The 14,972-nt window shown below is 64.4% G+C and carries 12 protein-coding genes; 3 read left to right on the top strand and 9 right to left on the bottom strand.

The annotated features are described in order from the left end of the window. Positions 1-25 precede the first annotated feature (25 nt). Together ACZ1JX_RS05385 and ACZ1JX_RS05380 are read right to left on the bottom strand one after the other, a co-directional pair. Positions 26-1,561, bottom strand: coding sequence for a DUF6504 family protein (locus ACZ1JX_RS05385; RefSeq protein ID WP_465125736.1), 1,536 nt, complete (start codon positions 1,559-1,561; stop codon positions 26-28). Beyond that, positions 1,512-2,285 carry a hypothetical protein gene (locus ACZ1JX_RS05380; protein WP_465125735.1) on the bottom strand — a complete coding sequence of 258 codons (774 nt, stop codon included), beginning with the start codon at positions 2,283-2,285 and terminating at the stop codon, positions 1,512-1,514. The genes ACZ1JX_RS05385 and ACZ1JX_RS05380 overlap by 50 nt, the downstream gene beginning before the upstream one ends. Before the next feature lie 160 nt (positions 2,286-2,445). Here ACZ1JX_RS05380 and ACZ1JX_RS05375 point away from each other — a divergent pair, with 160 nt between their 5' ends. Continuing rightward, complete coding sequence (locus ACZ1JX_RS05375; protein WP_465125734.1) at positions 2,446-2,928, top strand: pyridoxamine 5'-phosphate oxidase family protein; 483 nt, start codon at positions 2,446-2,448, stop codon at positions 2,926-2,928. Between the two features lie 110 nt (positions 2,929-3,038). On the opposite strand, the gene ACZ1JX_RS05370 is transcribed toward ACZ1JX_RS05375, so the two are convergent. Then, a complete protein-coding gene (locus tag ACZ1JX_RS05370; RefSeq protein ID WP_465125733.1) occupies positions 3,039-4,559 on the bottom strand; it encodes an amino acid permease in 1,521 nt (506 codons plus the stop codon). A 204-nt stretch (positions 4,560-4,763) separates the two neighbouring features. Between ACZ1JX_RS05370 and panB the strand changes: the two genes are divergently transcribed. Together panB and ACZ1JX_RS05360 are read left to right on the top strand one after the other, a co-directional pair. Continuing rightward, positions 4,764-5,633 carry a 3-methyl-2-oxobutanoate hydroxymethyltransferase gene (gene panB, locus ACZ1JX_RS05365; protein WP_465125732.1) on the top strand — a complete coding sequence of 290 codons (870 nt, stop codon included), beginning with the start codon at positions 4,764-4,766 and terminating at the stop codon, positions 5,631-5,633. Positions 5,634-5,664: 31 nt separating this feature from the next. Beyond that, entirely contained in the window at positions 5,665-6,732 is a 1,068-nt protein-coding gene (locus tag ACZ1JX_RS05360; RefSeq protein ID WP_465125731.1) for a DUF475 domain-containing protein, read from the top strand. A gap of 75 nt (positions 6,733-6,807) precedes the next feature. On the opposite strand, the gene ACZ1JX_RS05355 is transcribed toward ACZ1JX_RS05360, so the two are convergent. From ACZ1JX_RS05355 to ACZ1JX_RS05330, 6 genes are all read right to left on the bottom strand, one after another. Beyond that, positions 6,808-7,869: a CaiB/BaiF CoA transferase family protein gene (locus ACZ1JX_RS05355; RefSeq protein WP_465125730.1), complete on the bottom strand. Its 1,062-nt coding sequence runs from the start codon at positions 7,867-7,869 to the stop codon at positions 6,808-6,810. Positions 7,870-7,942: 73 nt separating this feature from the next. Further along, the gene (locus tag ACZ1JX_RS05350; protein WP_465125729.1) at positions 7,943-9,538 is read right to left on the bottom strand and encodes a tetratricopeptide repeat protein; all 1,596 of its coding nucleotides are present in this window, start codon (positions 9,536-9,538) and stop codon (positions 7,943-7,945) included. Next, positions 9,504-10,880: a PEP-CTERM-box response regulator transcription factor gene (prsR, locus tag ACZ1JX_RS05345; protein ID WP_465126362.1), complete on the bottom strand. Its 1,377-nt coding sequence runs from the start codon at positions 10,878-10,880 to the stop codon at positions 9,504-9,506. The genes ACZ1JX_RS05350 and prsR overlap by 35 nt, the downstream gene beginning before the upstream one ends. Next, positions 10,880-13,015, bottom strand: a complete 2,136-nt coding sequence (prsK, locus tag ACZ1JX_RS05340; protein ID WP_465125728.1) for an XrtA/PEP-CTERM system histidine kinase PrsK — start codon at positions 13,013-13,015, stop codon at positions 10,880-10,882. The genes prsR and prsK overlap by 1 nt, the downstream gene beginning before the upstream one ends. 13 nt (positions 13,016-13,028) lie before the next feature. Further along, positions 13,029-14,414 (bottom strand): TIGR03013 family XrtA/PEP-CTERM system glycosyltransferase, encoded by a 1,386-nt coding sequence (locus ACZ1JX_RS05335; RefSeq protein ID WP_465125727.1) that lies wholly within the window; start codon positions 14,412-14,414, stop codon positions 13,029-13,031. A 199-nt stretch (positions 14,415-14,613) separates the two neighbouring features. Then, positions 14,614-14,898, bottom strand: a complete 285-nt coding sequence (locus ACZ1JX_RS05330) for a hypothetical protein (RefSeq protein WP_465125726.1) — start codon at positions 14,896-14,898, stop codon at positions 14,614-14,616. Positions 14,899-14,972 lie beyond the last annotated feature (74 nt).

Below are 14,972 nucleotides of genomic sequence, written 5' to 3'. Positions count from 1 at the left end.
CAGCCCGAACCTGTGGACAGGTCGGTCATGCGAAGAGCCCCTGAATGAACCATTCGGGGGCTCCGCCGCGGCCATCGCCGATCACGCCGTGGCGGTAGATCCAGTAGCGGCGGCCGGTCTCGTCCTCGATTCTGTAATAATCGCGCAAGCGCACGGTCGAGCGTTCGCGCCACCATTCGGGGGCAATGCGCTCGGGCCCTTCGGCGCGGGCGACCTTGTGCAACTGGCCGCGCCATTGAAACTGCCGGGGAAGACCGTCAGGTGTTTCGTAGATGACCGAAACGGGCTCGGGTTTATCAAGCAGTTTCAGAGGCCTGTGATGGAAACGCAATTCTTCCTGTGAAGAGGGAAGATCGGCCAGCGGTGGCTGCCAGCGCTGGGCGCGTTCGGGCAGGTGGCTGGCGTGAGCAACCGGGCGGAGCACCGCATCGGGCCCCAGGCGCACAGTCAGGCGATCCATGCAGGCGGCAAGGCTGGTGCCATGGCGTTCGGCGGCAGCATCAAGATCGGCTTGCGCCAAAAGCAGCGGCTCGGTCCATGACGCGCGCAGGCGGACGAGTTCGATCCCGAAGCCCGCATCGAGATCGTCAAGGCGGGCGGCGAAGAGGCGGCAGACATGCGCCGGATCGCGTGAAGCAGCGGCCATCTCGAGGCGGCGGACCAGCACTTCGCCATCGACCTTCCACATCCCCAGTTCGAGACGGCGCGCGCCCTGCCCCAGCCCTTCAAGCAGGCGCGCCATTTCTGCGGCAAGATCGGCCACGACCTGATCGAGCAGGGTGCGGTGGCGGATCGGTTCCATCAGGCGTCTTTGGACGAGCGGGGCGGGCACGCCGACGACGGGCAGCAGCGGCTCGGGGCGCAGGCCGAAGAGCTGGTCGAGGCGGAGCAGCGGATTGGCGGCAGCGGAGCGGGTATTGCGGAAGCGGCGGGCAAGGTTCTCGCGCGTCAGGCCCTGAATCTGGCCCAGTCGCTTGAGGCCGAGGCGGCGCAGCAGCAAGACCACATCGGCATCGAGACGCAGCGCAGCAACCGGAAGATCGGCGAGATGCGTGCGGGGATCGGCCTCTGGCGGGACAATTGCGGCCTGCGCGCCGAAATGGGCGAGCGCCCACGCCGCGCCTGCAGTGGGCGCGAGCGCGGCGCGGGCGGCAAGGCCACGCTTTTCGAGCAGGTGCAGCGCATCGCCGACCAGCGCCGTTTCGCCGCCGAACAGATGGGCCACGCCGGTCACGTCGACCAGCAGGCCATCGGGTGGATCGAGCGCGCTCCATGGCCCCCAGCGCTGCGCCCACAGGGCCAGGCTTTCGAGAAAGGCAAGATCGCCCGCCGCATCAGCCGGGCGCACGGCAAGCGCAGGGCAGAGCGTGCGCGCATCGGCAAGGCGCATGGACGGCGCAGCCCCTGCGACACGCGCGGCAGCGTTCACGGCTGCGATGCGCGGGCCGTGCGCGGTATCTTCGATCAGGGCAAGCGGTGCAGCGTCAGCCCCCTCCCCGCACGCCAGCCCTTCAGCCAGCCGCCAGCGATCGATCGCCAGTTCCGTGCACCAGATCGCCATGATCCGGCGCTGAGGAACTTTGGGAGGCAGCAGGTTCGGCGACGAGGAGAGCATCGTCATCGCGCAGGGTCCATTGTCCGGGGTGGAAGGTGTGGGCGCGGAACAGGTCGGCGCGCCAGGTGGCTTGGCCCGGAGCATGCGCGTTCCAGCGCGGACGGGGCGAAGGCGCTGCGCCCACCTCCCAGCGCATCCGCGCCGCGCCGAGATCGCGCCGGGCATCGAGCCGCACCAGCCACAGCGGAACCCCATGCTTTTCCGCCGCCAGGCTGAGGCGGCGCGAGGCGGTGAAATCGAGCGCGCGCGGATTGCCGCCGAGTTCGCCGATCACGAAGGCAAGGTCGCGACAGCGCAGGCCTTCTTCCAGCGCGAACAGGGCATCCTCGGGCGTGGTGGCAGCAACGTGGATCAGGCGGTGGCGCAAGTCTGCGGGCAGGCCGGGCAGGTAGGGCCGACCGGAAAGACGCAGCGCCGCCCTGTCCTGCACCCACAGGAACGGGCGACGGTCAGGCTCTTGCGCAGGCTTGTCCAGCGCAAGCGCATCGCGGGCCAGCGCAAGCGCCATGCCTGCTCCCGAGGCATCGCGTGTCGGGGCGAACAGTTCGGCATGGAGGCAGTCAAGCGACAAGCCGGGTTGCCAGCGCGGAGTGCGGGCCGTGGCGCCGATGCCTCTGACCAAGCCGGGTGCGAGCGCGACGGGATCGCGGATGGAGGCGTTTTCGATCATGCGATTCGTTCCTTTGTTCTTATTATGTTCTATTTTGCGGAACGCGCAATCCGTGCTGCATTTCCCCTTTGTGCACAGCCTTGGGGAAAAGCCTGGGGGGAACCTCCGATGCTCCTTCCCGTTCATCAGGCAACCCCAGACCGGAAAAGGAAAATCCCCCATGAAGTATGATCAGGGCAATCCCGAAGAGCTGCGTGAAAAATTCTGGAAGGCGATGTCCTCGTCGCCCTACGTGATGCTCCAGTTGGACGACGATCCGGATTCGGCAGCACCGATGACCGCGCAGCTCGATAAAGACGCCAACGGCGCGATCTGGTTCTTCACCAGCCGCGACAACCGCTTTGCCAGGATGGGCGGCGCGACCGCCACGTTCTCGTCCAAGGGGCACGATGTCTTCGCCCGCTTCCATGGCGTGCTGGTCGAGGAAACAGATCGGGCGGTGCTGGAAGAGCACTGGAACAACTTCGTCGAGGCATGGTTTCCCGGCGGGCCGGATTCGCCGAACCTTCTGTTCCTGCGCATGGACCTTGGCGATGCCTCGATCTGGGCAGGTGACCTGGGTGTCATCGGCACCGCCAAGATGGCGCTCGGCATGGACGTGACCAACGATGTGAAGGGTGGATTTACCGAAACCAAGCTCTGATGCTGGAGAGGTAACATACCCTCCCCCAACCCCTCCCGCCTGCGGGAGAGGGCCACAGAAAAGGGCCGCCCCGGAAGGAGCGGCCCTTGTTCTCTTGCGGAGGTGCGCGATCAGTTGATCGGCGGCACCGGCTGCGGCGGTGCATCGGCGTCGGCCTCGTGCACTTCAACCGAACCACGGCCCACATGGCTGCGGCTGCGGCTGTAGGCATAATAGACCACCAGACCGACAGCAGCCCACGCCACGAACAGCATCTGGCTCTTCACGTCGAGCTTGTAGAACAGGTAGAGGCAGCCCGCGAAAGCCAGCGGCGAGGTCAGGTAGATCGCCGGAGTGCGGAACGGGCGATGACGGCCCGGTTCGCGGCGGCGGATCACCAGCACCGCGATCGACACGGCAGCAAAGGCGAACAGCGTGCCCGAGTTGGAGATGTTGGCCAGCAGCCCGACCGGGAAGAACGCCGCGAACAGCGCCACGAAAATCCCGGTGAGGATCGTGATCACGTGGGGCGTGTTGTAGCGCGGGTGGATCTTCGAGAACGAAGCCGGCAGCAGGCCGTCACGGCTCATCACGAAGAAGATGCGGGTCTGGCCGAACATCATCATCAGGATGACCGATGGCAAGGCAAGACCGGCGGCAAGGCCGATCAGGTTGCCGATCTTGGGCCAGCCGATTTCACGCAGCGTCCACGCCAGCGCTTCCTTCGAGCAGACGACTGCCTGATCGCCCATGGCAAGGCACTGTGCGGCCAGTTCACGGCTGCCTGGCTCCATGCCAAGACCCTTGGCATCGAGCACAGGCTGCGCGCCGACTGAACCGATCACGCCCGCTGCAACGAGAAGATAGAACACGGTGCAGATCGCGAGGCTGCCGATCAAGCCGATCGGCATGTTTCGTTGCGGATTCTTCGTCTCCTCTGCCGCGGTGGAGACAGCGTCGAACCCGACATAGGCAAAGAAGATCGAAGCAGCAGCCGCACCGATTCCGCCGAAGCCGAGCGGTGCAAAGGGCTCGAAGTTCTCCATCTTCATCACCGGCACGGCGAGAATGATGAACAGGGTAAGCGCCGAAACCTTGATCGCCACCAGCACCGCGTTGACCGAGGCGCTTTCCTTGGTGCCGATCACGAGCAGCCAGGTGACGAGCCCTGCGATCAGCATCGCCGGCAGGTTCACCACGCCACCATCATAGGGCCCACGGACCAGAAGGTCGGGTATGTCTATGTGGAAGGCATTCTCGATCAGGCCGACGACATAGCCCGACCAGCCGACGCTGACCGCGCCTGCCGCCACGGCATATTCGAGAATGAGCGCCCAACCCACCATCCAAGCGATCAGTTCGCCCATCACGGCATAGCTGTAGGTATAGGCAGAGCCCGAAACCGGCACCATCGATGCCATTTCGGCGTAACACAGCGCCGCTACGGCGCAGACGAAGCCTGCGATGATGAAGCTGATCATCATGCCGGGACCAGCCTTCTGCGCGGCTTCCGCCGTCAGCACGAAGATCCCGGTGCCGATGACGGCACCAACGCCAAGCATGGTAAGCTGGAAGGCGCCCAGCGAGCGATGCAGTGATTTCTTTTCTGCAGTAGCAAGAATGGCGTCGAGCGGTTTGACGCGACCGAACATGAATTTCTCCCGCCTTGGACCGGCATCTGAAACCGAAACGGTTGCGCCGGAAACCAGGTAATGGCGGCGAAGCTAGCGGGAACAGTCTTGCGCGCAAGCCATTTTTCCCCAGACTTGCATCAAAGATGCGCCAAATATCTGGCCACCTTGCGGGTTTCCGACAAGCGACTAGAAGCGACTGCCCGCCTCAAAGGATGCGCAACGATGTCAACGACCTTCCAGCTCGACACCGCAACCAGCCGCGCCAACCCCACGCCCGCACCTATGAAGCGGCTGACGATCCCCGCGATCCGCCAGCGCAAGAAGGACGGCCTGACCAAGGAACCGGTGGTGATGCTCACCGCCTATACCGCGCGGCAGGCGCAGTTGCTCGATGCCCATTGCGACCTGCTGCTGGTCGGGGATTCGCTGGGGCAGGTGATTTATGGCCTGCCCTCTTCGGTGCCGGTCACGCTCGACATGATGGCAGCGCATGGTGCGGCGGTAGTGCGCGGCTCCTATCACGCTGCCGTCGTGGTCGACATGCCGTTCGGCTCCTACGAAGCCTCGCCGCAAGCCGCCTTCGAAAGCGCCGCGCGCCTGCTCAAGGAAACCGGCTGTGCGGCTGTGAAGCTGGAAGGCGGAGAAGCCATGGCCGAAACGGTCGCATTCCTCACCGCGCGCGGCATTCCGGTCATGGGCCATGTTGGCCTGACGCCTCAGGCGGTCAACGTACTCGGCGGCTATAACGCCCGTGGGCGCAGCGAGGCCGAAGCGGCCAAGATCGTCGGCGATGCGCAAGCGCTGGCCGATGCCGGTGCCTTTGCCATCGTGATCGAAGGCGTGGTCGAACCTATTGCCGTTGCCATCACGCAGGCCGTGCCCTGCCCGACCATTGGCATCGGTGCGTCCGCCCAGTGCGACGGGCAGGTGCTGGTGACCGAAGACATGCTCGGCATGTTCGAGCGGGTGCCGCGCTTCGTGAAGATCTACGAGAATATTGCCGAGACTATTTCGGGTGCGGCTGCGCGCTATGCCGACGAAGTGCGTTCTCGCGCGTTCCCCGGTATTGAACAGACCTACCAGCCCAAGTAACGGGCCAGATCGCACAACAGGGGAATTCCGTTTGCTTCGCTTCTACAAGGGTTCGATCCTTTTCACGCTGGTCTGCCTTGCCATGGCCGTGGCCTATGGCTGGATGCAGACGGGCACGGCCAGCGGCACGATGTCGCTGGTGTGGATCGTGTTCGTGCTCTCGATTCTCGAAGTCTCGCTCTCGTTCGACAACGCGGTGGTCAACGCCGCCGTGCTCGAGGACATGGATAGCATCTGGCAGCAGCGCTTCCTGACCTGGGGCATGGTCATCGCCGTGTTCGGCATGCGCATCGTGTTTCCGCTGGCCATCGTCGCGATTGCAGCTGGCCTCGGGCCGGTCGAAGCACTGCAGCTCTCGCTCAATGATCCCAAGCGCTACGAGGAAATCGTCAGCAGCGCGCACGTTGGCATCGCCGGGTTCGGTGGAGCGTTCCTCGCCATGGTCGGCCTGTCGTTCTTCTTTGATGGCGAAAAGGAGGTCCACTGGATCAAGTGGATCGAGGAGAAGCTTGCCGTCGTCTCCAACATCAAGGCCGCCGAGATCGCACTGCTGCTGCTGGCGCTCTATGGCATGACCTACCTGCTACCCGAGGATGAGGGGATGACCTTCCTCGTCGCAGGCGTGCTCGGCCTTGTCACGTTCATCGGCGTCGAAGCACTGAGCACGATCCTCGAGATGCGGGACGAGGCACAGAAGGCTGCGGGACTAGTGGTGCGCTCAGGCCTCGGCGGGTTCCTCTACCTCAACGTGCTCGACGCATCCTTCAGCTTTGACGGCGTGATCGGGGCCTTTGCGCTGTCGAACAACATGGTAATCATCGCACTCGGCCTGTCGATCGGTGCGATGTTCGTGCGTTCGATGACGATCATGCTGGTGCAGAAGGGCACGCTGTCGGAATACCGCTACCTTGAGCATGGCGCGTTCTGGGCGATCATTGCTCTTGCCGCGATCATGCTGCTCTCGGCAAAGTTCCACATTCCCGAAACCGTCACCGGCCTGATCGGCGCTGTCCTCATCGGCTTGTCGCTGTGGTGGTCGATCCGCCACAAGCGCAAGTATCCTGATGCAGAGCTGGACGCCGCTGTTCGCGCCGACTGATCCGCAATACCCACTCCCGCTCGCGCTGAGCCACCGCCCTTCGACAGGCTCAGGGCGAGCGGGCGGGGAGTGCTTTCAGCCCTTCCCGGCCAATGACGGCTTCGGCGCAGGCGTGCCGAGGAAGCGCGGTGCAGGTGCGGGCATGACCATGCCGTCGTCCTCGACGAATGTGCCACGCTCCACGTTATGCGGATGCTTCGGTGCCTCGCGCAGACTGAGCACAGGCGCGAAGCAGATGTCAGTGCCGTCCATGATTGCGCACCATTCGTCGCGGGTCTTGGTCAGGAACAGCGCGGTCAGGCGCTCCTTGAGCTGCGGCCAGACGCGCGGGTCCATCTGAGGGGCAAACGCGGGATCGTCCTTGAGACCGATCTTTTCCAGCAGCAGCGCATAGAACTGCGGTTCGATAGAGCCGATCGAAACATACTTGCCGTCGCTGGTCTCGTAAGTGTCATAGAAGTGCGCCCCTCCGTCGAGCAGGTTGACGCCGCGCTCGTCCTTCCAGCGGCCGTTTCCGAGGAACGTGTAGGTCATCGCCGACAGGATCGCAGCACCATCGACCATCGCGCAATCGACGACCTGGCCCTTGCCGGTGCGCTGAGCCGAGAACACCGCCGCCATGACGCCAAACGCCATCAGCATCCCGCCGCCGCCGAAATCGCCGACGAGATTGACCGGAAATTGCGGTTTGCCTCCCGCCTGCCCGAAGCTGTGCAGCGCCCCCGCCAAGGCAATGTAGTTGATGTCATGGCCTGCGAGTGGCGCCATCGGCCCCTCCTGTCCCCATCCCGTCATGCGTCCGAACACGAGCCGGGGGTTGTCCGCGAGCAGCACGTCAGGCCCGAGGCCGAGGCGCTCCATCACGCCGGGGCGATAGCCTTCGACGATGGCATCGGCGTCCTTAACCATTTCGCGAATCTTCGCGATGGCGCCTGAGTCCTTGAGATCGAGTTCGATGCGTTCGCGATTGCGGTTGAGGATGTCGCGGTTGCCGCTGTCGCCAACGCGGTCGCCCTTCACCGGACGGTCGATACGGATCACGCGCGCGCCATGATCGGCCAGCATCATGCACGCGAACGGTCCAGGGCCGATCCCGGCAAATTCGAGTACGGTCAACCCTTCGAGCGCACCTGCCATCACATCCTCCGCAGTTTAATCGTTCGGTTGAAACCCGATTAAGCGGAGCGGAGCGATGTGTCGAGGGACGAGTTCATGTCGGATTGCGAAGGGCGCGTGCCGCCAGAACCGCTTCAATGCGGCGTGCACCTTCAATGTCGCCCGACGACGCTCGCCCGGAAGCCAGCAGCTTCAATCCCTGAGGGTTGCCGGGATTCTGGCGCAGGTACCGTGCGACAACGGAGTTCGCTTCGGCGCTTTTCCCGACGAGCCGCAGGACGTTGTCGATTCGCTGCAGCGTCGGCAGGTTGAAGCGGATCAGCGCGGCGCGACCATATTGATCCAGCGCACCAAGCCGGTCGCCCGCCATCAGCCTTGCATCACCCGCCAGCAACCAAGCCTCGGCAGCACCGGGATTGGCCAGCCGCAACCGGTCAGCGACGGCTACGGCTTGGCCAGTTTGCCCCGCCGCGATCAGTCCGCGAATGTACGGCACGGCATTGGCGGCAAAGTTCGGCGCATCGCCATAGGCCAGCGCAAGCACCGCGAGCGGCTGGCCCGGTGCGACGGGCACGGCATTGCGCATCCCGACAATCCGGGCGCGCTGGCGATAAGCCGTGGCTTCTGTCTTCTGCTTCAGGCCTGCGTGGGCATCCCCCGCAAGCGAAAGCAGGTACGGCGGCGCAAAGGCCTGCCTTGCCCAGGCATCGGCCATGTCTGCCGCCTGCGCATGCAGCGCCTGCCGTTCAAGCGCGCGGACCATCAGCATGCGCGCCTGAAGGTTGTCGGGCTGAATGCGCAGCAACCGGTCGAAGTGCCCAACGGCAAGGTTCGCATTGCCCGCGCGATATTCGAGAATGCCGTTGAGCAATATCGCAGCGGGCATGTCCCGCAGTGCTGTTCCCGTCTGGAGCAGTATCTTGCGGGCAAGGTTGGTCTGCCCCGCCCGCGCCGCCAGCACGGCCTGGAGGTAGAGCGCCCGCACATTGCCGGGATCGACCTTGGCCAGCTTGCGGCACACCACCAGCATCGCCCGGTAATGGCCCATGTCGCCCAGCGTGGCGGCATATTCACCAAGCAGGCCGACGTCATCAGGCGCGACGCGCAAGCCTGCCTCGAACCATGGCAGCGCGGCCTGAAGACCGAACTGCTCGCGCACCAGAAGTCCACGCAGTTCAAGCGCGCGCGGGTCCTTGGGGTTCAGCTTCACCGCGCGCTCGGCCGCCTCGATGGCCTGCGCCTGCTCGCCACCGCTGAAGCGCAAGCGAGCGATGTCGACCCAGAGTGAGGCGTTGTCAGGCGAAAGGCGGAAGGACTGGTCGAATGCCTGCCCCGCCGCTGCCAGTTGTCCCTCGATCAGTTCGATCCGTCCGCGCAACTGCCATCCGTGTGCTGCGCTGTCCGGACGGAAATCGCCACCGTAGAGCACCTCGCGCGCTTCGCGCCGGTCCCCTTGCAGCAACAGCGCCTCACCCAGCTCCGCGCGCACGTCGTCTGCCGAAGCGCCTTGCCGCATAGCTGCGCGCAAGGGGGCCTCCGCGGCGATCCCGTCGCGCTTGGACAACGCGGTCCGCGCCTTGGCCAGCAAATCACGCGGCACGTCTCCGCGCACCGGACCTGCAAGCGCCAGCGCGGCCAGCGCCGCAGCGAGGAGCCTAGTTATGGAGATCGTACTGCTTGAGCAGGTCATAGAGCGTAGGCCTGCTGATGCCGAGCAGGCGGGCGGTGCTGGAGATATTGCCCTCGCTGCGGGCCAGCGCATGGCGGATCACCTTGCGGTCGGTCACCTCGCGCGCGGTCTTGAGGTTGAGCGGCGAGCTTTCCTCGCCACTGCTGGTCGGCAAGTCGAGGTCGGCCGCACTGACCAGCTTGCCATCAGCCATGATCACCGCGCGCTTCACCCGGTTCTCCAGTTCGCGTACGTTGCCCGGCCAGTTCCACCCGTCGATGGCCGCCAGCGCATCTGGAGCGAAGCCCTTGACCGAGGGGTTCATCTCTTTGGCAAAGCGCATCAGAAACGTCTTGGCGAGCAGCGTGGCGTCGCCGGGACGCTCGGCCAGCCCGGGGATCTTCACGACGATTTCGGCAAGGCGATAGTAGAGGTCCTCGCGGAACCGTCCGTCGGTGATCATCGCCTCAAGGTTCTGGTGCGTGGCACATACGATGCGCGTGTCGACCTCGATGGAGCGGCGCCCGCCGATGCGCTCGATCGTGCGCTCCTGCAGGAAGCGCAGCAGCTTGACCTGCAATTGCAGCGGAATGTCGCCCACTTCGTCCAGGAACAGCGTGCCGCCGCTGGCCAGTTCGATCTTGCCCTCGGTGGTCTTGACCGCGCCGGTGAACGCACCCTTCTCGTGCCCGAACAGCTCGCTTTCGAGGAGATTCTCGGGGATAGCGGCGCAGTTGATCGCCACGAACGAGCCGCATGCACGGCTGGAGCAATCGTGGAGGCCGCGCGCCAGCAGTTCCTTGCCGGTGCCACTCGCGCCGAGCAGCATGACCGAGACGTTGGTGTTGGCCACGCGCTCGATGGTGCGGGCGACCTTGATCATCTCGGGCGCGGCGGTGACCATCCGGCCGAGCACCTTGTTATCCGACGAAGCGCGCGTGGCGAGCGAGCGGTTCTCCGCCTCGATCTGAGACAGATGCAGCGCGCGCCGTACGATCAGGCCCAGCGCATCGATGTCGACGGGCTTCTGGTAGAAGTCGTAAGCGCCCTTCTCGATCGCCTTTAGCGCGGATTCGCGCGCGCCGTGACCGCTCGCGACGATCACCTTCGTCTGCGGCCGCAGCGCCATGATTTCATCGAGCACGGCAAATCCTTCGGTCGTGCCATCGGGATCAGGCGGCAGTCCGAGGTCGAGCGTCACCACCGCCGGCTCTTCGGAGCGCAGCAGCGTCAGCGCGCTCGCGCGGTCTCCGGCGATCACGACCTCGAAGTCCTCGTAGGCCCACTTGAGCTGCGCCTGCAGGCCGGGATCGTCCTCGACGATCAGCAGCACGGGCCGCTGGCCGGATTTCAACTCGCTCATCATGCCACCTTCTTGCCCAGGGAGTTGCTGTCTCCCTGCATGGATTCGATCAGGCCCTGCGCCGCTGCCAGCGGCAGGCGCACGGTGAACCGGCTGCCCAACCCTTCACGGCTCTCGACTTCAAGCTTCCCTCGCATCGAGCGGACCATCTCGCGCGCTTCGAACGCACCGATGCCGAAGCCGCCGGGCTTGGTCGATACGAACGGCTTGAACAGGCGGTTGCGGATGAACTCCGCGCTCATCCCGCAGCCGGTATCGATCACCTCGATCGCGCCGTATAGCCCGTCGACATTGGCTTGGAGGAACACCGCCATGCCTTCGGGGCTGGCATCAATCGCGTTCTGCACCAGATGAAGCACGACCTGTTCAAGCAGCTCGCGGCTCGCCAACACATGGCACGGCGCATCATGGGTCACGTGGACCTGCGTCAGTCCCGGCGCATTGTACCGCGCGGCAACCGTGCGGATCACTTCGCTTGCATCGATGTCCTCGACTCGCTCTCCACCCGATCCGCCATAGCGCGAGAGGCGTGCGAGCAATGCGTTCAGCTTGTCGGCAGAGTTGCGCAGCGTGATCAACATGTCGGCCCGGAACGCCGGGTTCTCCGCATGCTTCTCGGCATTGCGCGAGAGCAGGCTCAGCTGGCTGGCGAGGTTCTTGATGTCATGCATGACAAAGGCCATGCGGCGGTTGAACTCGTCGAACCGGCTCGCCTCGAGCAGCGCGCTTTGCCCGGCATGCTCGGCAAGGTAACTCGCCAGTTGCATGCCGACCACGCGCAGCAGATCGAAGTCCTCCCAGTCCAGCTTGCGCGCGACGGGCGGGCGTCCCAGCACGACAAGCCCGACCAGCCGGTCATAATGCAGCAGAGGCACGAGCGCCCATGCCGAATGCTCCTCGATGAGCCAGTCCGGCACAGCCTTGCGCTCGCCTTGATGATCGACGCCGGAGCGCAGCTCGTCGAGATCGACGATGAAGCCGCGCTTCTCGAAGAACGCGACGTTCTCAGGCGACAGTGCCTCGGCCGGAACGTCGGCAGTGGGCCATTGCCAGCGCGCAGCGAGCACCATCTCGCCCCCTTCGGCCTGCGTCAGCAGCAGGCCCGCCGCGCTGTCGGTGATGTCCGCAACGGCCTGCACCACGCGTTCATGGAGCGAAGGTGCGTTGGTGCTGGCTCGACCTATGGTGCGGGTGAAGCGCAGCCATTCGGCACGATAGTCATAGCGGTGCTGGAAGAAATGCTTGGCCAGCATGACCTTGAGCCAGCCGCGCACACGTCCCGAAGGCAGGATGGCGACGACCAGTACCGTGGTCACGAAGACGAAGCCCAGTTGCGCCAGCTGACTCGCGTTGCCGCCAAGCCAGGCCAGCGACTGCGCCGCGCCGACCATCAGGATCATGTAGGCCCCGATCACCAGCAGCGACAGCGACTGGAACGCCACCGCGCGCGAAGGCGAGAAGCGCAGCGCAGAGCGTCCGCGCACCGCACCGATGGTCAGGAGGCAGGCCACACCGATCTGCGCGACCCCGCGCAGGGCTTCCAGCTCGACCGGCAGGCTGTGGGAAAGATAGGCGATGGTGTAGAGATTGAGGTCATAGCCCCAGACCGTCGCCAGCGCGATGCAGGTCCAGCGCAGGGCAATGCGCTGCTGCGCCATGGCGCCAGCATAGAGGTTGTGCACCAGCACCAGCGCGCCCGTTGCCACCAGCAGGCGGAACAGCACCGAAATCTGGAAGATCATCCCCTGCGCGACCGCGTTGCCATCGTAACGCAGGTTCATGATCAGCAGCAGAAACTGCAGCATCTCCACGAAGACCAGCGCCGCAAGGACCGGACGGATCGGCGCAACGCTGGTATGCCGCCCATCGCGCGAGAACAGGACGAAAGCGACGCTCAGCCAGGCAAGGCTGCGCAAAGTCTCAAACAATTGGCCGACCAGCGTTTCATGCCCGGTCCCGGCGATGATCAGCGCCCATGCGGCGGTCAACGTGAATGCCGCGATTTCGGCGCGGGCCGAACCGTTGCGGTCGCTCCGCCGCCGTTCCCAGCGCCAGCCGGTCAGCAGCAGAAAAGCGAAGGCGGCGGCCAGAAAGGCCCACTGCCCGAAGCCTGGCCACGTAAGGGGACTTGGCATCGCGACGCCCTCCTTACCGCGCGCCTTCGTGCCACAGCACGACGCGCAGGGTCTGGAGGAGGATCAGCAGATCGAGGAAGGGCGTGTAGTTCTTGGCGTAATAGAGATCGTATTCAAGCTTGTGCCGCGAATCCGCCAGCGAGGCACCATAGGGGTAATTGATCTGCGCCCAGCCGGTGATACCCGGCTTCACCATGTGGCGCTCGGCGTAGTAAGGCAGCTGCTCTTCCAGTTCCGCCACGAACTCTGGACGTTCAGGGCGAGGGCCGACGAAGCTCATCTCGCCCTTGAGCACGCTCCAGGTCTGGGGCAGTTCGTCGATCCGCACCTTGCGGATGAAGCGGCCGATGCGCGTCACGCGCGGATCGTTTTCCTGCGCGAACTGCGCGCCGTTCACCTCGGCATCGGTGCGCATAGAGCGCAGCTTGATCACATTGAAAGGCTGGCCATAGAGGCCGACGCGGGTCTGGCGGAAGAACGCAGGGCCTTTGCTGTCGAGCTTCACCAGCAATGCGAACAGCACGATCACCGGCAGTGTCAGGCTGAGCAGGAGCAGGCTGGCGGCGATGTCGAAGATGCGCTTCGCCGCACTCGACAATGCACGGCCGGAGGAGAATCCGTCCGAAAAGATCAGCCAGCTGGGGTTGACCGTGTCGAGATCGACCCGCCCCGTCTCACGCTCCATGAAGGTCGAGAAGTCGTTGACGTGGACGCCGGTGGTCTTGATCCGCAGCAGGTCCTTGAGCGGCAGGGCATTGCGCCGCTCCTCCAGCGCCAACACCACTTCGCTCACGCCAAGGTTCTCGACGTAGCGGGTAAGGTTGTTGATCGCATCGCGGTGGATTGCTTCGACGACGACGGGCGCGGCGCTGCTCATGCCGATATAGCCGACAATGGCAAAGCCCGCTTCGGGCCTGTCGCCCAATTGCCGCAAACGCTCTGCCCGCGCCCCTGCGCCCAGCACCAGCACACGGCGGCGGAATGCCGAAGTTCCCAGCAGCCCGCCCAGCAGCAGCCGGATCGCCACGAGAAACGCCATCGCGAGGAACATCGCGTAGAACAGGTTGGAGCGCCACAGCGTCCGGCCGGGCAGCATGAAATAGACCACCGAAAGCGCGATGATGCCCAGGCTCACCGCCACCAGCAGCCGCGCGGTAGCATAGCGCATCGAGCGCAGCGCATCAGAGCCATAGACCCCGACCGCGATCATTGCCATCTGCACCAGCACCGCAAACAGCAACAGCGGCGTTGCGCGCATCGGCACCACGCCCGGATCTATGCCGATCTGATGCGCGCGAAATTGCCAGCCGATCTCGCCAGCCCCGATCAGCAGGGCGAAATCCAGCAGGCCCAACAACAGGACCGAATGCGGGATATAGTGTTTGAACAGGCGGATCATCGGTCCGGCGCAAGTACCTATCGGAGCACGGAATTGGCTCCTTCGCGCCTTTCTTACATCGCAAAGGGTAAAGCGTCGGTTACCCTGACACCCGCCCATCGGCGAGCCCGGCCAATAAAATCATTATTTTTCAGATACCTGACAAAAAATGCGATGAAACGATGTCGGCATGTTTTACATCGCGTCCTGTCGTGTGCCTTTATTTCCCGTCGCCGTCAGCAACGTCCTTGGCGGCATCACCGACGGTCTTGGCCGCCTGTCCGACGTCGTCCGCAGCCTCGGCAATCGCATTGTCGCGTGCGGAACGGCTGCCTTGTGCCTGCAACAGGAAGTAGCCGCCCACCAGCAGGCCCACGATCAGCACGAGCGCAATCAGCCAGCCGCTTCCACCACCGCTGCTACGCACCACGGGGCTGTCGTGCACCGTCGTGCGGGTTTCCACGCTGCCATCGGGCTGGCGTACTTCGACACGTTCCTCGACCATCTGAATTCTCCGGTTATCACCTTGCTGTCTGACACAAACCCCGGATGACGGTAGCGTTCCTGCGCAGGGAATTA

This window comes from Novosphingobium sp. BL-A-41-Hi4A-0G, assembly GCF_055521735.1.
Note: the sequence above shows the minus strand (reverse complement) of the source record. Positions and strands in the feature narration are given on the sequence as shown.